The sequence below is a fragment of the Streptomyces speibonae genome, from assembly GCF_984686075.1.
This window is the reverse complement of sequence record NZ_OZ480260.1, coordinates 41,117-60,835: the sequence shown is the minus strand read 5'-3', so window position 1 is coordinate 60,835 and position 19,719 is coordinate 41,117. Positions and strand designations below refer to the sequence as shown.

The following is a 19,719-nucleotide window of genomic DNA, read 5'->3' as shown; positions in this document are numbered from 1 at the left end:
GCGGGCGCGCCTGGGCACGGCCGGTCATCTGCCGAACCGTTCCTGGATGAAGCCGAGGACCTCCTCGGCACTCGTCGCGGACGCCAGCGCGTCGCCGCCGTCCTGTGCCGCCGGGACGGTGTCCGGGAGCCGGGCCAGCAGGGCGCGCAGACGGGCCGCCACCGCCGCCGAGGCCGGGGCGGCGAGGCGGTCGATCGCCGCCTCCAGGCGGTCCAGCTCGACGTCCGCCGCGGGGCCGTCACCGGCGGTGGGTTCGTCGTCCACGGCGAGTTCGGTGACGACGTGGGCCGCCAGCGCCTCCGGCGTGGGATGGTCGAAGACGACGCCGACCGGCAGCCGCAGCCCGGTGGCCGCGCCGAGCCGGTTGCGGAACTCCACCGCCGTGAGCGAGTCGATGCCCAGTTCGCGGAAGAGGCGGGTGGCCGAGATCTCGGCGGGGTCGGCGTGGCCGAGCACCGCGGCGAGCTGGCGCAGCACCAGGTCCCGCACCAGCGCCCTGCGGTCACCGGCCGCGGTGTTCGCGAGCCGGTCGCCCAAGCCGGAGCCGGACTCCGCCGGAGCGGTCTTGGCCGGGGTGGCCGACGGCTCTCCGGCGGCGGGCCGCACGGCCTCCCGGTAGCCGGGCAGGCCGAGGAACAGCCGGGTCGGCCGCGTTGCCACCGAGCCGGCGCCCAACCGGCCGAAGTCCACGTCCGCGATCACCAGATGACCGCTGTCGCCGGCCACCGCCCGCTCCAGCGCGCGCACCGCCCGCCGCGGGTCCATCGACTCCATCGCGAACCGGTGCAGCCGGTTGGCGACCACCTCGCCGCCTTCGAGGCCGCTGCCGCCCGCCCAGTGCCCCCAGCCGACGGACAGCGCGGGCAGGCCGAGCGCCCGGCGCCGCAGCGCGAGCGCGTCGAGGTAGGCGTTGCCGGGCGCGTAGCCGCCCTGTCCCGCGTCCGCCGTGACGCCCGCGAACGACGAGAACAGCACGAACGCGCCCAGCGGCAGGTGCCGCGTCAGCTCGTCCAGATGACGCGCGGCCCGTGCCTTCACCCGCAGCGACCGCTGGAGCTGTTCGGCCGTCAGGGACGTCAGCAGCGCGTCGTCCACGGCCGCCGCCGTGTGCACCACGGCGGTCAGCGGATCCTCGGCCGGCACCGAGGCCAGCAGCTCCGCGAGCGCCGTACGGTCGCCGAGATCACAGGCCGCGACGGTCACCCGGGCGCCGAGCGCGGTGAGTTCGTCCACCAGCTCCCGCGCGCCCGGCGCGTCCTGGCCGCGCCGCCCGGTCAGCAGCAGATGGGGCGCCCCCAGAGCGGCCAGGTGCCGGGCCACGTGCCCGCCGAGCACGCCCGTGCCGCCGGTGACCAGCACCGTCCCCGTGGGCTTCCAGCTGCCGGTCCGCTCCTCCAGCGGTGCGGGCACCAGCCGCCGGGTGAGCGCCGCCGACGCCCGGATCGCCACCTCGTCCTCGCCGGTGGCCCCGGACACCACGGCCACAAGCCGGGTCAGCGCACGCGTCGCCAGATCCGGGGGCAGGTCGATCACCCCGCCCCACCGCTCGGGATGCTCCTGCCGGGCGGTCGCCCCCAGCCCCCACACCATCGCCTGCTCGGGCGCCGTCACCGGGTCCGCCGGCTCCGCGGCGACCGCACCACGGGTGAGCACCCACAGCGGAGCCGGCCAGTCCACGTCGCCGAGGGCCTGGACGACGGCCAGCGTGGCCGCCAGCGCCGACGGTACGGCGTCGTGACCGGGGTGCGTACCGTCGAGCAGCCCGCTCAGCGCCAGCACACCGGCCGGAACCCCGGCCCCGTCCAGCGCCTGCGCCACGGCGGCCCGGTCGGCCCCGGCCGGCAGCCCGAGCCGTGTCACCCGCGCCCCGTGCGCGCCGAGCGCCTCTTCGACCTGCGCGGCCACCGAACGGGCCGCCGGGTCGTCCGGTACGAGGAGCAGCCACTCACCGGTGAGCGCGGGCCGCGCGGCCGTGCCGACCGGCTCCCACACCACCCGGTGCCGCCACCGGTCGAGCGCCGCGTCCTGCCGGGACGTCTCCCGCCAGTCGGCGAGCGCGGGCAGCAGGTCCCGCAGGGAGGCCACCTGCCCGTTCACGAGCGGGAGTTCACCCAAAAGCGCGTCGACGTCCCCGCTCTCGACGGCGTCCCAGAAACGCCGCTGGGCCGAGTCCCCGTCCACGGCCGGTGCCCGCACGGCGGCGGGAGCGGCGAAGTAGGCCGACTGGCGCGGCGCGTCCAGCCAGTACCGCTGCCGCTGGAACGCGTAGGTCGGCAGCTCCACGAAGGCCGGCGGGGTGTGCGCGTACACCGCCCCCGCCCAGTCGACGGGCACCCCGGCGACGTACACCGCGCCCAGGGAGAGCGCGAGCCGGTCGGGTCCGCCCTCGTCACGGCGCAGCGTACCCAGCGCGGACGCCGACACGCCCGCGCCCTCCACGGTCTCCTGGAGCCCCGTCAGCAGCACCGGATGCGGGCTCACCTCGAGGAACACCCGGTGACCTCGGCCGAGCAGCTCCTGTACGGCCGCGTCGAAGCGGACCGGCTCACGCATGTTGCGGTACCAGTAGCCGGCGTCCATGCCGGAGCCGTCGGTCACGGCACCCGAGACCGTGGAGACGACCGGGACCTCGCCCGCCCGGGGCGCCACGGGGGCCAGCTCGGCCAGGACGCGGTCGCGCACCAGCTCCACCTGGGCCGAGTGCCCGGCGGCGATCGCGCCCTTCACCCGGCGGGCCCGGACGCCCGCCGACTCGGCGTCCGCCAGGAACTCGTCCACCGCGGCCGCTTCCCCCGACACCACCATCGACTCGGGTCCGTTGACCGCGGCCACGCTCAGCCGGCCGCCCCAGCGTTCGAGACGCGCGGCGACCCATTCCCGCGACCTGCCGGCCACCGACGCCATCGCGCCGAGCCCGGACAGCTCCTCCTGCATGGCCTTGCTGCGCAGGCAGATGATCCGTGCCGCGTCCGGCAGGGACAGCGCACCCGCGACACAGGCCGCGGCCACCTCGCCCTGCGAGTGCCCGACGACCGCCGCCGGTACCACCCCGGCCGCCCGCCAGGTGCGGGCCAGCGCCACCATCACCGCGAACAGCAGCGGCTGCACCACGTCGAGCCGCTGCATCGAGGGCGCGCCCGGGCGGTCGTACAGCACGTCGAGTACCGACCAGTCGACGAACTCGCCCAGCGCCGCGTCGCACTCGGCGAGCGACCGGGCGAACACCGGCGAGCTGTCGAGGAGTCCGACCGCCATGCCGGGCCACTGCGAGCCCTGGCCCGGGAAGACCAGCACCGGTCCGGCGCCCGGCGCGGCCGCCTGTGCGACCAGCCGGGCGTGCGCCTCGCCGTCGGCCAGCGCCGCGAGCGCGGCCAGCGCCTCGTCCCGGTCACCGGCGACGACGGCCGCCCGGTGCTCCAGGTCCGTCACCCGGGTGGTGGCCAGGGCCCGCCCCAGCGCGGCGGGTGCCAGTTCGGCCCGGGCGGCGAGAAAGCCGTGCAGCCGCCTGGCCTGATCGCGCAGCCCGGCCGCGGTCGCCGCGGAGAGCGGCAGGACGGCGGGGCCGGAGGCGAGGGCCACAGGGCCGGACGGCAGGTGCGCATCGGGCACCGCCCGCGCCGCCTGCGTCTCCGCGGGCTCCACGGGCTCCTCGGGCTGCTCGGGCTCCGCGGGCTGCTCCAAGATCACGTGCGCGTTCGTGCCGCTGATGCCGAACGCCGACACGGCGGCCCGCCGGGCCCGTTCGAGACGTGGCCACGCGCGCGTCCCGGTGAGCAGTTCGAGGCCCCCCGAGGACCAGTCGACGTGCGACGACGGTGCGGACACGTGCAGCGTGCGGGGCAGCACACCGTGGCGCAGGGCGTGCACCATCTTCATCACGCCCGCGATGCCCGCCGCGGCCTGCGTGTGGCCGATGTTGGACTTCAGCGATCCCAGGTACAGCGGCCGTTCGGCCGGCCGGTCCTGCCCGTACGTGGCGAGCAGCGCCGCCGCCTCGATGGGGTCGCCGAGCGGGGTGCCGGTGCCGTGCCCCTCCACGGCGTCCACGTCGGCCGGGGTCAGTCCGGCGTCGGCGAGGGCCTGCCGGATCACCCGCTGCTGTGCGGTACCGCTGGGCGCGCTCAGCCCGTTGGAGGCACCGTCCTGGTTGACCGCCGTACCGCGGATCACGGCCAGCACCTGATGCCCGTTGCGCCGCGCGTCCGAAAGCCGCTCGACGACCAGTGTGCCGATGCCCTCGGAGAAGGCGGAGCCGTCCGCGTCGTCGGAGTACGAGCGGCAGCGCCCGGTCCTGCCGAGCACCTGCTGCCGGCTGAACTCCACGAAACCGCCCGGCGTCGACATCACCGTCGCACCGCCCGCCACCGCGAGGTCGCACTCACCGGAGCGCAGCGCCCGCACCGCCAGGTGCAGCGCGACCAGGCCGGCCGAGCAGGCCGTGTCGAGGGTGAGGGTGGGTCCTTCGAGGCCGAAGACGTAGGCGACCCGGCCGGACAGGACGCTGGCGGTGTGCCCGAGGAGCAGGTGGTTGGCGACCCCTTCGGGGGCGTCTGCCACCCCGCCCGCGTAGTCCTGTTCACCCGCGCCGACGAAAACGCCCGTGCTGCTGCCGCGCAGCGAGGTCGGCGGGATACCGGCCCGTTCGAACGCCTCCCAGGTCGTCTCCAGGAGCAGCCGCTGATGCGGGTCCATGGCCAGCGCCTCGCGCGGCGAGATCCCGAACAGCCCGGCGTCGAAACCGGCGATGTCGTCCAGGAAGCCGCCCTCACGCGAGTACGACGTGCCGGTTGCGGCCGGGTCCGGGTCGTACACCGCGGCCAGGTCCCAGCCGCGGTCGGCGGGGAAGTCGGCGACGGCGTCCCGCTCCTCGGCGACCAGCCGCCACAGGTCCTCGGGACTGACCGCCCCGCCGGGGTAGCGGCAGGCCATACCGATGATGGCCACGGGCTCGTCCGTCGCCGCGGTGACGGCGGGCGCGGACGTGCGCTGGGTACCGGCCACTCGGCCGCGGATCGCGGCGGCCACATCGCGCGGGGTGGGATGGTCGAAGACGACGGTGGCGGGCAGGGTGAGCCCGGTCGCCGCGGTGAGCCGGTCACGGACCTCCACGGCGGTCAGCGAATCCAGGCCGAGGCCCTTGAAGGTCTGCGTGACATCGAGATCGTGCGCCGTGTCGTGCCCGAGGGCCGCCGCCACCTCGTCCCGCACCAGTGCCAGGACCGCCCGCTCCTGTTCCACGGGCGGCAGCGCGCCCACCCGGCGCGCGAAGTCACCGGCGGCCGCCGCTTCGTCCGCCGCGGCCGTTCCCACGTCGCCGTGCGCGGCCACAAGGGCGAACAGCGGGCCGGGCCGCACGGCGGCGAACATCGACGTCAGCCGCGGCCAGTCCACATCGGCGACGATCCGGCAGGTCTGTCCCGACGCCAGCACCTGCTCCAGCGCGGCCAGGGCGTCCGCCGGGTCCAGCGGACACAGGCCGCTGCGCCGCAGCAGGCCGGCCCTCTCCTCGTCCGCCGCCATACCGGCGCCCGCCCACGGCCCCCACGCGACGGAGACCGCGGGCAGCCCGTCGGCCCGCCGCCGCTGGGCGAGGGCGTCGAGGACCGCGTTGCCCGCGGCATACGCGGCCTGTCCCGCGCTGCCCCACACCCCGGCGATCGAGGAGAACAGCACGAAGGCGTCCAGCTCCAGGCCGAGTTCCCGGGTCAGCTCGTCGAGATGACGCGCCCCGTCGGCCTTGCCCGCGAGCACCGCGGCCCACTCCTCGGCGGGCAGCTCGGTCACCGGGCGCGCCTCGAAGACACCGGCCGCGTGGAAGACGGAGGTGGGCCGGTGGCGTGCGAGCAGGTCGGCGAGCGCGGCACGGTCGGCGGTGTCGCAGGCCTCCACCGACACCTCGGCCCCGTGCTCACGCAGGGCGGCCACGAGTTCGGCCGCCCCCGGAGCGGCCTCACCCCGGCGCCCGGTGAGAATCAGCCGCCGGGCGCCGTTCTGGGCGAGCCACCGGGCGACGTGGGCGCCGAGCGCCCCGGTCCCGCCGGTGACGAGGACGGTACCGCTGCCACCGGGACGCCACGGCCGCCCCGTCCGTCCGGCGGCCCCACCGTCCGCGTGCGGACCGGTCACATGCGTACCGGCCGTGTGCGCACCGGTCACGTCCGCGTCGGGCGCGTTCGCGCCGGCTGCGAGCGCACCGGTCACGTCCGCGCCCATCGCGGCCGTGCCGGCCGCATGCGCGCCGGCCGCGTTCGTGCCGGTCACGTGTGTGCCGGCCGCGTTCGTGCCGGTCGCTGGCGTGCCGGTCACTTCCGTGCCGGAGGCTCCCGTGCCGGTCACTCCCGCGCCCGCCGCTGCCGCACCCGCATCGGTCGTGCCCTCGGGCGCGGCCGGTACGACGCGGCGGCCCCGGATCCGGCCGGCGCGCAGCGCGATCTGGTCCTCACGGCCGGGGCGGCCGCCCGCGGCGAGCGCGGCGCACAGCGCGTCCAGGTCGCGGTCGTCGAAGGCGCCCACGTCCGCCAGGCCGCCCCAGACGGCGGACCGCTCGAGTGAGACCACCTGGCCGAGCCCCCACACCGCGGCCTGTGCCACCGCACGCACCGGATCCTGGGACCCGGTGGAGACAGCGCCCTCGGTGAGGAACCACAGCGGCGTCCCGGCGCCGGCCCCCCGGGCGGTCTCCAGCGCGAACAGGCCGGGGTCGGGGGCCAGGGCGGCGGCGACCACGACACCGGCGACGGCACCGTCCCCGGCCGGGCCCGTCACGGCCTCGGCACCGGCCCGCTCCAGCGCGGCCAGCAGAGCCGTCACCCGTGCGTCCGCCGGATCGGTGCCGGCCGGCAGCGCCACCCGCCAGCGCCCGCCCAGCCGTGCCCCGTCGGCGGTCACCGGCACCCACGCCACCCGGTGGGCGCAGCGGCGCAGCCGCTCGGCGCGGTCCCGGGCGCCGAGCAGCGCGTCCAGGGTCCGCCTCTGCTCCTCGGTGAGACCGACCTCGCCGAGCAGGTCCGCGAGCCCGTCGGGGGCGGTGATCCGGGCGGGCGCCGAGAGCCAGAAGCGACGGTGCTGGAAGGGGTAGCCGGGCAGCTCGACGGTGCGGGCACCCGTGCCCTCGAACGCCTTGGACCAGTCCACCCGCACGCCCGACAGATGCAGGGCCGACAGCGCCTCCACGAAGGCCGCAGGCTCCGGCCGGTCCTCGCGCAGCGCCGCAACGACCACGGACGAGGCGCCCTTGGGCAGACTGTCGCGCACCGCCCCGGTGAGCACACCGGCGGGCCCCAGCTCCAGGTACGCCGTCGCGCCCGCCGCGTGCAGCGCGCCGACACCGTCGGCGAAGCGGACCGTCTCGCGCACATGCCGAACCCAGTAGTCGGGCGAGCACAGTTCGTCCGGGCCGGCCGGCGCACCGGTCAGGTTCGACACGACGGACACCACGGGAGGATGGAACGACACGCCCGTCACGACGTCCGCGAAGGCGTCCAGCAGTGTGTCCATGTGGGCCGAGTGGAAGGCGTGGCTGACCCGCAGCCGCCGTACCCTGCGGCCCTCGGCCCGGAACCGTTCCGCGAGCTCTTCGACGGCCTCCCGGTCACCGGAGACCACCGTGGCGGACGGTCCGTTGACCGCGGCGAGGCTCACCCGGCCGCCGTGTCCGGCGAGCGCGCGGCGGGCCTCCTCCTCCGTGGCCTCCACGGCGGCCATCGCGCCGTCCGCCGTCACGGCCCGCATCAGCCGTCCGCGCGCGGCCACCAGCGCGCAGGCGTCGGCGAGGGACCACACCCCGGCGACGTAGGCCGCCGCGAACTCGCCGATGGAGTGCCCGACCAGCAGTCCGGGCCGCACCCCCCAGTGTTCGAGGAGCCGGTACAGGGCCACCTCCACGGCGAAGACCGCGGCCTGTGCGTGGTCGGTGCGGTCGAGCAGCTCCGCGTCCGCACCGAACACGACGTCGCGCAGGGGCCGGCCGAGATGCGGGGCGAAGTGCTCGCACACCTCGTCGAAGGCGGCGGCGAACACCGGCTGGGTGCCGTACAGCTCCCGGCCCATGCCGAGCCGCTGGCTGCCCTGACCGCTGAAGACGACCGCGAGCGCGGCGTCCTCCCGGGCCCGGCCCGTCAGCGTCCCGGCGGCGGACCGCCCCTCGGCCACCGCCCGCAGCCGCCCGACCGCCTGCTCCCGGCCGTCGGCGACGACCGCGGCACGCCAGGGCAGCACGCTGCGGGTCGCCGTCAACGACCAGGCCACGTCCGTGAGTTCGGTCTCGTCCTCCAGGGCCGTCGCGATCCGCGCGGCCTGCGCGCGCAGCGCTTCCCCGCCGGCCGCCGACAGCAGCAGCGGGACGACGGCGGGATCCGGGCCGCGCTCGGGAGGCTCGGCGGACGGCGGCGCCTGCTCCAGGATGACGTGCGCGTTCGTACCGCTGATCCCGAACGAGGACACGGCGGCCCGCCGCGGCCGGCCCACCTCGGGCCACTCCCGCCTGCTCGCCAGGAGCTCCACCCCGCCGGACGCCCAGTCCACGTGCGAGGAGGGCTCCCCGGAGTGCAGACTGCGCGGCAGTACGCCCTCGTCCAAGGCCCTGATCATCTTGATGACGCCGGCGACACCGGCGGCGGCCTGGGTGTGGCCGAGGTTGGACTTCACCGAGCCGAGGTAGAGCGGCCGTCCGGCGGGCCGGTCGCGGCCGTACGTCTCGAGGAGGGCCCCGGCCTCGATCGGGTCGCCCAGGACGGTGCCGGTGCCGTGGCCCTCGACCGCGTCCACGTCGACGGCGCCGAGCCCGGCGTCGGCGAGCGCCTGACGGATGACGCGCTGCTGGGCGGTGCCGCTGGGCGCGGTCAGGCCGTTGGAGGCGCCGTCCTGGTTGACGGCCGAGCCGCGCAGCACGGCCAGCACCCGGTGCCCGTTGCGCCGCGCGTCCGACAGCCGCTCCACCAGCAGCATGCCCACACCCTCGGACCAGCCGGTGCCGTCGGCCCCCTCGGCGAACGACTTGCAGCGGCCGTCGCGCGCCAGCCCGCCCTGCCGGGAGAACTCCACGAACGTGTCAGGGGCGACCATCACCGTCACCCCGCCGGCCAGCGCCAGATCGCACTCACCGCGCCGCAGCGACTGCGCGGCCAGGTGCAGCGCCACCAGCGACGACGAGCACGCGGTGTCCACCGTCAGCGCGGGTCCCTCAAGACCCAGCGCGTAGGCGATCCGGCCGGAGGCGACACTGCCCGCACCGCCCGTCAGCAGATACCCCTCGACACCCTCCGGCACCCCACCACCGCCCGAGCCGCGGTACGCCAGCCCGGTGCCGTAGTCGTGGTACATCAGCCCGGCGAACACCCCGCCGCGCGAGCCGTGCACGGTCTGCGCCGGGATGCCCGCGTTCTCCAGGGCCTCCCAGGACACTTCCAGGAGCAGCCGCTGCTGCGGGTCCATGGCCAGCGCCTCGCGCGGCGAGATCCCGAACAGCGCCGGGTCGAAACCGGCGGCGTCGTCCAGGAACCCGCCGTGCCGCGTGGCGCTCGTACCGCGCGCGTCGGCCGCCGTGTCGAACAGCGCGCCCAGGTCCCAGCCGCGGTCCACGGGGAACTCGCCCACCGCGTCCCGCTCCTGGAGCACGAGCCGCCACAGATCGGCGGGCCCGTTCACCCCGCCCGGATAGCGGCAGGCCATCCCGACGATCGCCACCGGCTCGTCGTGGCCGTCGCGCACCGCGGTGACCTCCGCATCCCCGGGCATGGTGTCCCCGCCGGCCAGCCGCCCGACCAGGAACCGGGCCAGAGCGCGGGGCGTGGGACGGTCGAAGACCACCGTGGACGGCAGAGCCAGACCGGTGACCGCCGCCAGCCGGTTGCGCACCTCGACCGCCATCAGCGAGTCGAGACCCAGCTCCCGGAACTCCCGCACCACATCGAGGCCGTCCCCGCTCGCGTGCCCCAGCACCAGCGCCGTCTCGTCGCGCACCACCCCGAGCAGCAGCCGCTCCCGCTCCTGCGCAGGCAGCCCGGCCAGCTGCTCCGCCAGCCCGGACCGGGACGCCGCCGGCGCGGCCTCGACGGCCGTCCGCCGTACGGTCCGCGGCGCCAGGCGGGACAACAGCGGGGGCACGGGCCGCCCGGACCGCACCAGCGCCGCCGCATCGATCAGCGCCGGCACCACAGCGGCCGGACCGCCCGCCCGCGCCGTCCCGGCGAGGGCGGCGTCCAGCAGGGCAAGCCCCTCCCGAGCCGGCAACGGCAGCAGCCCGGCGCGCCGCATCCGCGCCAGGTCACGCCCGTCCAACTGTCCGGTCATCCCGGACGGCTGTTCCCACAGCCCCCACGCCAGCGACAGTGCGGGCAGCCCGAGCCGTGCCCGGTGGGCGGCCAGGGCGTCGAGGAACGCGTTGGCCGCCGCGTAGTTGGCCTGCCCCGGGTTGCCGAGCACGCCCGCCACCGACGAGAACAGCACGAAGGCCGAGAGGCCGAGACCGGCGGTCAGCTCGTGCAGATACAGGGCGGCCAGGGCCTTCGGCCGCAGCACCGCCGCCACGGCCGCGCCGTCCAGCCCCTCGACGGTCGCGTCTTGCAGGATCCCCGCCAGGTGCACCACGGCCCCCAGCGGATGCCCCGATCCCTGCACCTCCGCCACAACGCGGGCCAGCGCCTGTCGGTCCCCGATGTCACAGGCCCGTACGTCGACCACGGCACCGGACTCCGTCAACTCCCGCACCAGCTCGGGCGCACCGGCCGCGCCCGCCCCCGAGCGGCTGAGCAACAGCAGCCGCCGCACCCCGTGCGCCGTCACGAGATGCCGCGCCACGAGCGAGCCCAGGCCACCCGTGCCACCGGTCACCAGGACCGTACGGCCGGGATCGAAGACGGACGGCGCGACGCCTCCGGCGAGCGGGGCAGCGCCTTCGGTGAGCGGTTGCCGGACGAGGCGCGGCACGTATGCCGTGCCGTTCCGCAGGGCGAGCTGGGGCTCCGCCCCGACCGCCGTCGGCATGACGTCCAGGTCTGGGTCCTCACCCTCGTCCGGCTCCGTGTCGACGAGGACGAACCGGCCGGGATGCTCGCTCTGCGCCGACCGCACCAGACCCCATACGGCGGCCGCGGCCGGATCGGTGACCTCATCGCCGTCGCCCACCGCGACCGCGCCCCGGGTCCGCACCACCAGCGTGCGGTTGCGCAGACCCGGGTCGGTCACGAAGCGGCGGACGACGTCCAGCACGGACACGACCAGCTCGCCGACCTCGGCAGGTGAGGCACCGGCGAGATCCAGCAGCACGGGGGCGGGACCGTCAGCCCGGTCGGCCCCACCGGTTCCAGCGCGTTCACCGAGTGCGTCAAGTGCGCCGAGTGCGTCGAGTGCGCCGAGTCCACCCGGTACGGGGACCACGGCCGCCCACTCGGCCGCCGGGACTCCGACCGCCGCACCGGCCGGCCCGGCCTCCTCCCACCGCACCGCGAGCAGCGCCTCGGACCGGGAGGCCGCGCGCAGCGCCTCCACGGCGACCGGCAGCAGCACCAGCGACGCCACGGACACCACCGGCGCACCGGTGCCGTCCACAGCCGTCAGCTGCACGGACTGCGGCCCCGTACGCCGCACCAGCACCCGCAGCGCCCGCGCACCGGTGGCGTGCAGCGACACCCCTGACCACGCGAACGGCAGCCGGATGCCCGGTGCCGGGGGCAGCAGGCCACTCGCCGCCACGGCGTGCAGGGCGGCGTCGAGGAGCGCCGGATGCAGCAGGAAGCCGTCGGACGCGCCCGCCTTTGCCGGCAGTTCGACGTCCGCGAACACGTCGTCCCCGCGGCGCCACAGGGCACGGACGCCCCGGAACGCGGGGCCGTAGTCGTACCCCTGGGCGGCCAAGTCGTCGTACAGCGCGCTTGTCGGCAGCGGGCGGGCTCCGGACGGCGGCCAGGCGGCGAGAGCGGCGGACGGGCCGTCGGCACCGTCCGGGGCACCCTCGGTCAGCAGCCCCTCGGCGTGCAGCGTCCACGCGGCGTCCGCGCCGGCCGGTCCCGGCCGGGAGTGCACCGTCACCGGACGGCGCCCGGACGCGTCCGGCCCGCCCACCGCGACCTGTACGGTCACGGGCCCGGTGAGCGTCAGCGGTTCCCGCAGTGTCAGCTCGTCGACCGCCCCGCACCCGACCTCGTCACCGGCCCGTACCGCCATCTCCACGAAGGCGGTCCCCGGCAGCAGCACCGTCCCGGCGACCGCGTGATCGGCGCACCATTCGGCAGACCCCGCGCCCAGCGTTCCCGTCAGCACCACGCCCGCACCCGCCAGCGACACGGCCGCGCTCAGCAGCGGGTGGTCGCGCACGTCGACACCGGGCTGAGCGGCGGTCGGTCCGGTGCGGTCCAGCCAGTAGCGCTGGTGCTGGAAGGGATAGGTGGGCAGCGGGACGGGGCGGTCGGGAGCCTGTGTGGTCCAGGTGGGGGTGGTGCCGGTGACGTGGGCTGCGGCGAGGGCGGTGGTGAAGTCGGTTGTGGTGCCGTGGTCGCGGCGGAGGGTGTGGAGGGTGGTGAGGTCGGCGGTTTCCTGGATGGCGGGGGTGAGGACGGGGTGGGGGCTGGTTTCGATGGTGGTGTGGTGGCCCGAGCCGGTGAGGTGGGTGAGGGCTTGGTGGAAGAGGACGGGGCGGCGGAGGTTGGCGTACCAGTAGGCGGCGTCGAGTTCGGGTCCCTGGACCGGTTCTCCGGTGACGGTGGAGATCATCGGGGTGGTGGCGGGCCGGGGGCGGATGCCGGCGAGGGCGGTGGTGATTTCGTCTTCGTAGGCGTCGACTTGGGGGGAGTGGGAGGCGTAGTCGACGTGGATGCGGCGCAGGTGCAGGCCGTCGGACTCGCAGCGGGTGGTGAGTTCGTCCAGCGCTTGCGGGGTGCCGGAGATGACGGTGGTGGTGGGGGAGTTGTGGGCGGCGATGGTGGCGTCGAGGCCGTGGAGTTGGTGTTGTAGTTGTTCGGCGCTGGTGTTGATGGTGGCCATGCCGCCGTGGCCGGAGAGGTGGCGCATGGCGGTGGAGCGGGTGTGGACGATGCGGGCGGCGTCCTGGAGGGTGAGGATGCCGGCGAGGTGGGCGGCGGCGATTTCGCCCTGGGAGTGGCCGATGACGGCGCCGGGTTGGATGCCGTGGGCGATCCAGAGGCGGGCGAGGCTGGTCATGACGGCGAAGAGGGCGGGCTGGACCTTGTCCACCTGGTGCAGCCAGCTGTGGTCGGATCCGGTGAGGGTGTCGGTCAGTGACCAGCCGGTGAGCGGGTCGAGTGCGGCTGCGCAGTCGTCGAGGGCCTGGCGGAAGATGGGGTGGTCGGTGTGGAGGGTGCGGGCCATGCCGGCCCATTGGGAGCCCTGGCCGGGGAAGACGAACACGGGCCCGGGCCCGGCCAGGGTGGCGGTGGCGGTGATGAGGTGGGGGGCGGGCCGGTTGTCGGCGAGGGCGCGCAGGCCGTCCAGGGCGGTGGCGTGGTCGTCGGTGAGGACGGCTGCCCGGTGGGGGAGCAGGGCGCGGGTGGTGGCCAGGGTGTGGGCGACGGCGGGCAGGGGGAGGCCCGGCGTCTGTTCGAGGTGGTCTGCCAGGCGTTTCCCGGCGGCGGCCAGTGCTTCTGCGCTCGCCGCGGAGAGCAGCAGGGGCAGATCGGAGGGTGTGTCCTCGGCGGCGGGCTGTTGCGGTTCTTCCGGCTCCTCGGGCTGTTCCAGGATGACGTGTGCGTTCGTCCCGCTGATGCCGAACGCCGAGACGGCGGCGCGGCGTGGTCGTGCCACCTGCGGCCAGGTCCGGCTCCGCGTCAGCAGCTCGATCGCTCCTGACGACCAGTCGACGTGCGAGGTCGGCCGGGTGACGTGCAGCGTGCGCGGCAGCACTCCGTGGCGCAGGGCGAGGACCATCTTGATGACCCCGGCGATGCCGGCGGCGGCCTGGGTGTGGCCGATGTTGGTCTTGACCGAGCCGAGGTGCAGTGGGGTGGTGCGGTTCTGGCCGTAGGTGGCGAGGAGGGCCTGGGCTTCGATGGGGTCGCCGAGTCGGGTGCCGGTGCCGTGTGCTTCGACGGCGTCGACGTCGGCGGGTGTCAGCTGGGCGTTGTCGAGTGCGGTGCGGATCAGGCGGGCTTGGGAGCGGCCGTTGGGTGCGGTGAGTCCGTTGGAGGCGCCGTCCTGGTTGACGGCCGTGCCGCGTACGACGGCGAGGACGGGGTGGCCGTTGCGGCGGGCGTCGCAGAGGCGTTCCACCAGCAGTGTGCCCACGCCCTCGGACCAGCCGGTGCCGTCCGCCGACTCGTCGAACGCCTTGCACCGGCCGTCCGCCGACAGACCTTTCTGCCGGGAGAACTCGAGGAACATGCCCGGTGTCGACATGACGGTGGCGCCGCCCGCCACGGCGAGGTCGCATTCGCCGGCCCGCAGTGACTGGACGGCCAGGTGCAGGGCGACCAGCGACGAGGAGCAGGCGGTGTCGACGGTCAGGGCCGGGCCCTCCAGGCCGAACACGTACGACAGCCGGCCGGACGCCACGCTCGCCGCGTGCCCGGTGAGCAGGAAGCCCTCGCTGCCCTGCGCCGGAGCGGACGTGGTGTAGGTGGCGTAGTCCTGCTCGTTCGTCCCCACGAACACGCCCGTACGGCTGCCGCGCAGCGAGGCGGGACTGATGCCGGCCCGCTCGAACACCTCCCAGGCGGTCTCCAGCAGCAGCCGCTGGTGCGGGTCCATCGCCAGTGCCTCGCGCGGCGCGATGCCGAAGAGGGAGGCGTCGAACCCGGCGGCATCGTCAAGGAACCCGCCCTGACGGACGTAGGAAGTGCCCGGGTTGGCGGGATCGGGGTCGTACAGCTCATCGGTGTTCCAGCCCCGGTCGGCGGGGAAGTCGCCGATGGCGTCCCGCTCCTCGACCAGCAGCCGCCACAGGTCCTCCGGCCCCTGCACACCGCCGGGGAAGCGGCATGCCATCCCGACGATCACGATCGGCTCGTCGTCCTGTGCTGCCGCCGTGCCGCCGTGGACCACGCCGGTGGCCGTGGTGTCCCGCTCTCCCTCCAGGAACGCGGCGAGCTCGGCCGGACTCGGATGGTCGTACGTCGAGTTGACCAGCACCCGGCGTCCCAGCAGCGCGGACAGGTGCTTGCACAGCTCGGTGCCGGCGAACGAGTCGAAACCGAGGTCCTTGAAGGTGGCCTGCGGCGGTACGTCGGCCGCGGAGGCGTGCCCGAGCACCCGCGCGCATTCATTGAGAACGATGTCCAGCACACGGCCGCCGCTCGGGGTTGCGCCGGATGGTCTCGCGGGCTCTTCCTCCCCGGGGTCGGCGGGCGTGAGATCCGCAGTGGTCCCGGTCGCCCCGGCCTGTGCGACGGGCTTCGGCCAGTACGAGCGGCGTTGGAAGGGATAGGTGGGCAGGGGCACCCGGCTTGTGGGAGTGGGGAGTTGTGTGGTCCAGGTGGGGGTGGTGCCGGTGACGTGGGCTGCGGCGAGGGCGGTGGTGAAGTCGGTTGTGGTGCCGTGGTCGCGGCGGAGGGTGTGGAGGGTGGTGAGGTCGGCGGTTTCCTGGATGGCGGGGGTGAGGACGGGGTGGGGGCTGGTTTCGATGGTGGTGTGGTGGCCCGAGCCGGTGAGGTGGGTGAGGGCTTGGTGGAAGAGGACGGGGCGGCGGAGGTTGGCGTACCAGTAGGCGGCGTCGAGTTCGGGTCCCTGGACCGGTTCTCCGGTGACGGTGGAGATCATCGGGGTGGTGGCGGGCCGGGGGCGGATGCCGGCGAGGGCGGTGGTGATTTCGTCTTCGTAGGCGTCGACTTGGGGGGAGTGGGAGGCGTAGTCGACGTGGATGCGGCGCAGGTGCAGGCCGTCGGACTCGCAGCGGGTGGTGAGTTCGTCCAGCGCTTGCGGGGTGCCGGAGATGACGGTGGTGGTGGGGGAGTTGTGGGCGGCGATGGTGGCGTCGAGGCCGTGGAGTTGGTGTTGTAGTTGTTCGGCGCTGGTGTTGATGGTGGCCATGCCGCCGTGGCCGGAGAGGTGGCGCATGGCGGTGGAGCGGGTGTGGACGATGCGGGCGGCGTCCTGGAGGGTGAGGATGCCGGCGAGGTGGGCGGCGGCGATTTCGCCCTGGGAGTGGCCGATGACGGCGCCGGGTTGGATGCCGTGGGCGATCCAGAGGCGGGCGAGGCTGGTCATGACGGCGAAGAGGGCGGGCTGGACCTTGTCCACCTGGTGCAGCCAGCTGTGGTCGGATCCGGTGAGGGTGTCGGTCAGTGACCAGCCGGTGAGCGGGTCGAGTGCGGCTGCGCAGTCGTCGAGGGCCTGGCGGAAGATGGGGTGGTCGGTGTGGAGGGTGCGGGCCATGCCGGCCCATTGGGAGCCCTGGCCGGGGAAGACGAACACCGGCCCGGGCCCGGCCGGACCGGTGGCCACTCCGCTGACGACGTGGGGTGCGTTGACGCCGTCGGCCAGGGCCCGCAGGCCGCCGAGGGCACTGTCGCGGTCGTCGGCGACCACGACCGCACGGTGGGGCAGCGAGGTCCGCGTGGTGACCAGCGCATGAGCGACATCGCAGAGGCGGAGAGCGGGGTCGGACGCCAGCCGCTCCGCGAGCCGCCCGCCCAGCGCCGCCAGCGCCTGCGCACTCGCCGCCGACACCACCAGCGGCACCGCGCCTTTCGGCACCGCGTCTTGCGGCCCCGTCTCGCCAGGCTCCACGGACCCCGGCAGGGCTCCACCCGGCTCCGCCGCCGGTGCCTCCGTCAGGATCGCGTGCGCGTTGGTGCCGCCCACCCCGAACGCCGACACGCCGGCCACCAGTGGCCGGTCGGGCAGGGGCCAGGAATCCGTGTCCGTCTGCACCCGCAGGCGTAGCCGCTCGAAGGGGATGGCCGGGTTCGGTGTCTCGAAGTTGAGGCTGGCGGGGAGTTCGCGGTGGTGCAGGGCGAGGACGGTCTTCAGGAGGCCCACCGCACCGGCCGCGCCTTCGAGGTGGCCGACGTTGGTCTTCGCCGAGCCGACCGCCAGCGGAGCCGTCCGGCCGGGCGCCGTGCCCAGCGCGGTACCGAGCGCGGTGGCCTCTATGGGGTCGCCGACCGGGGTTCCGGTGCCGTGGAGTTCGACGTACTGCACGTCCGCCGCGCGCATGTCCGCGGCGGCGAGCGCGGCGGTGACGACCTCCCGCTGAGCCTCGGCGTTCGGTACGGCCAGGCCCTCGCCGGCGCCGTCGTGGTTGACCGCGGAGCCGCTGAGCACGCAGTAGACGCGGTCGCCGTCGGCCAGGGCGCCGGACAACGGCTTGAGGACGACCAGGGCGCCGCCCTCACCCCGTACGAACCCGTTGGCGCGCGCGTCGAAGGTGTGGCAGCGGTCGTCGGGGGAGAGCGCGCCGAATCGGTCGGCGGCCGTGGTGCTCTCGGGCACCAGGTTCAGGTGGACGCCGCCGGCCAGGGCGAGCGCCGACTCGCCGCGGCGCAGGGCCTCGGCGGCCAGGTGGACTGCGACCAGTGACGAGGACTGGCCGCAGTCGACCGTCAGGCTCGGTCCCCGCAGTCCCAGCGAGTAGGAGAGCCGGTTGGCTATCACGCCTCGCTGGACGCCGGTGAACACGTGCCGCGTGATGCCGTGTGGGCCGCCGCGGCGCAGCAGGGTGGCGTAGTCGTCGGCGATCGCGCCGACGTACACGCCCGCGGGTGTGCCGCCCAGGGAGCCGGGGGCGATACCGGCGTCCTCCAGCGCTTCCCAGCCCAGTTCGAGGGCGAGTCGCTGCTGGGGGTCGATGGCCGGCGCCTCGCGGGGCGAGACACCGAAGAAGGCCGCGTCGAAGCCGTCGACGCGGTCCAGGTAGCCGCCCCTGCGGGGCGGCGGAGTGTCGTCGGCGCCCGCCGGGTGGCGGTCGGGCGGCGGCTCGGAGATCGCGTCGCGGCCCTCGCGCAGCAGGTTCCAGAAGGCGGCCGGGTCGGGGGCGCCCGGCAGCCGGCACGCGATGCCGATCACCGCGACCGGCTCGTCACCGCCCGGGTCCGGCCGGTCCGTGGGGGCGCCGGTTGCCGTAGGGGCGCCGGTTCCCGTGGCCGCGTCGTGGACCGCACCCATCACGCACATCCCTTTCGCCGTGCCGCCGTACGCGTACTTCGCTGTGCCGCCGTACTCCGCCGTGCCGTCCTGCTGGGAACCACCCGGACACGCTGTGCGGGTGGCACGGCGTCAGGCGCCGCCGTGCGGCCGGACCGGCAGCTTCTCCAGGCCGTGGGTGACCGTGCTGAGCCGCCACCGCAGCTCGTTCGGGTCGCAGGCGAGGGACAGGCCGGGGAAGCGGTCCAGGAGCATGCCGATGGCGATCTCGGCCTCCAGACGGGCCAGCGGAGCGCCCATGCAGTAGTGGATGCCGTGCCCGAAGGTCATCTGGCCGCCGATCGGCCGGGTGATGTCGAAGAGCTCGGGCTGGTCGAAGCGGTCGGGGTCGCGGTTGGCGGCCATCAGCGACACCATGACCACCTCGCCGACCGGGATCGTGACGTCGCCGAGTGCCACCGGCTCGACCGTGTACCGGAACGTCGCGAGGTTCACCGGGCCGTCGAAGCGCAGGAACTCCTCCACGGCCTGCGGCAGCAGCGAGCGGTCGGCGCGCAGCCTGGCCAGCTCACCGGGATGGGTGAGCAGGGCCAGTACACCGTTGCCGATGAGGTTGACCGCCGTCTCGGTGCCGGCCGAGAACATCAGGTAGATGGTGGCGAGCAGTTCGCCCTCGGTGAGCTTGTCGTCCTCGTCGCGGGCCGCGATCAGCGCGCTCAGCAGGTCGTCGCCGGGATTCTCGCGCTTGACCCGGATCAGTTTCACCAGGTACTCGCGCATCGCCTGGGTGGCTTCCTCGTAGCCCTCCGGGGCGAGGTCGGACAGTACGGTGGCCGCGTACCGGCCGAAGGCGAGCCGCTCGGCCTCCGGTACGCCGAGGAGCGTGCAGAGCAGTTCCATCGGCACCGGGTAGGCGAGCGCCTCCAGCAGGTCGATCTCCTCGTGCCGGTCCATCTCGTCGAGCAGCTGGGTGGTCAGCTCCTCCAGCATGGGCCGCATGCCCTCCACCCGGCGCGGGGTGAAGGCCTTGTTGACCAGGCGGCGCATCCGGGTGTGGTCCGGCGGGTCGCTGGCCAGCATGTGGCCGACGAGGGCCTCGTCGTACTGCTTCGGGGCGTGACCCTCCTTGGTGTGCTTGGTCATCAGCTCGTTGAGGCCCTTGAAGTTCTTGCTGAGCCCGTTCTCGCCGAGTGCCTGCCGCACCTCGTCGTAGCGGGTCACGATCCACACCAGCGAACCGTTCGGCAGCATCACCTTCACCGCGGGCCCGGCCTCGCGGAGCCGCTTCAGCACCTCGTGGGGAGTCTGGACGAAGCTGACGTCCAGTTCCTCGGTCACCTGCATCTCCTGCACGACTGCGCCCTCCTGGCCACGGGATCGCTTCCTTGCTCCGGGTCCTGCCGGGTTGCTGCGGGGAGCATGTCCCGCGCTCCTTGCGAGGCGCTGGCGGAATGCCTTGCGGAACGCTGACCGGGCCTTGCGGGGGCCTTGCGGCCGGGGAACGGCAAACACCGGCCGGTCGATCGAACGCGCTTATACCATGCCCATGTCATTAAGCCGCGGGATCGGCCCCCGAAAAAACCGCGCCGTAACTTATGCACCGGATATGAACCCGGCATTCGCATTCCCGCAAGTCGCGGGTGCTTTTCTCGGGCCAGGAGGCCGAGTTGCCCGAAAACTCCTGAACAG

General features: G+C 74.8%; 2 protein-coding genes. Both read right to left on the bottom strand.

Annotated elements, in window-relative coordinates:
• Positions 1–24: 24 nt before the first annotated feature.
• Positions 25–18,051, bottom strand: a complete 18,027-nt coding sequence (locus tag AC5L3C_RS00170; protein WP_493646204.1) for a type I polyketide synthase — start codon at positions 18,049–18,051, stop codon at positions 25–27.
• Between the two features lie 111 nt (positions 18,052–18,162).
• A complete protein-coding gene (locus tag AC5L3C_RS00165) occupies positions 18,163–19,374 on the bottom strand; it encodes a cytochrome P450 family protein (protein ID WP_493653699.1) in 1,212 nt (403 codons plus the stop codon).
• Positions 19,375–19,719 lie beyond the last annotated feature (345 nt).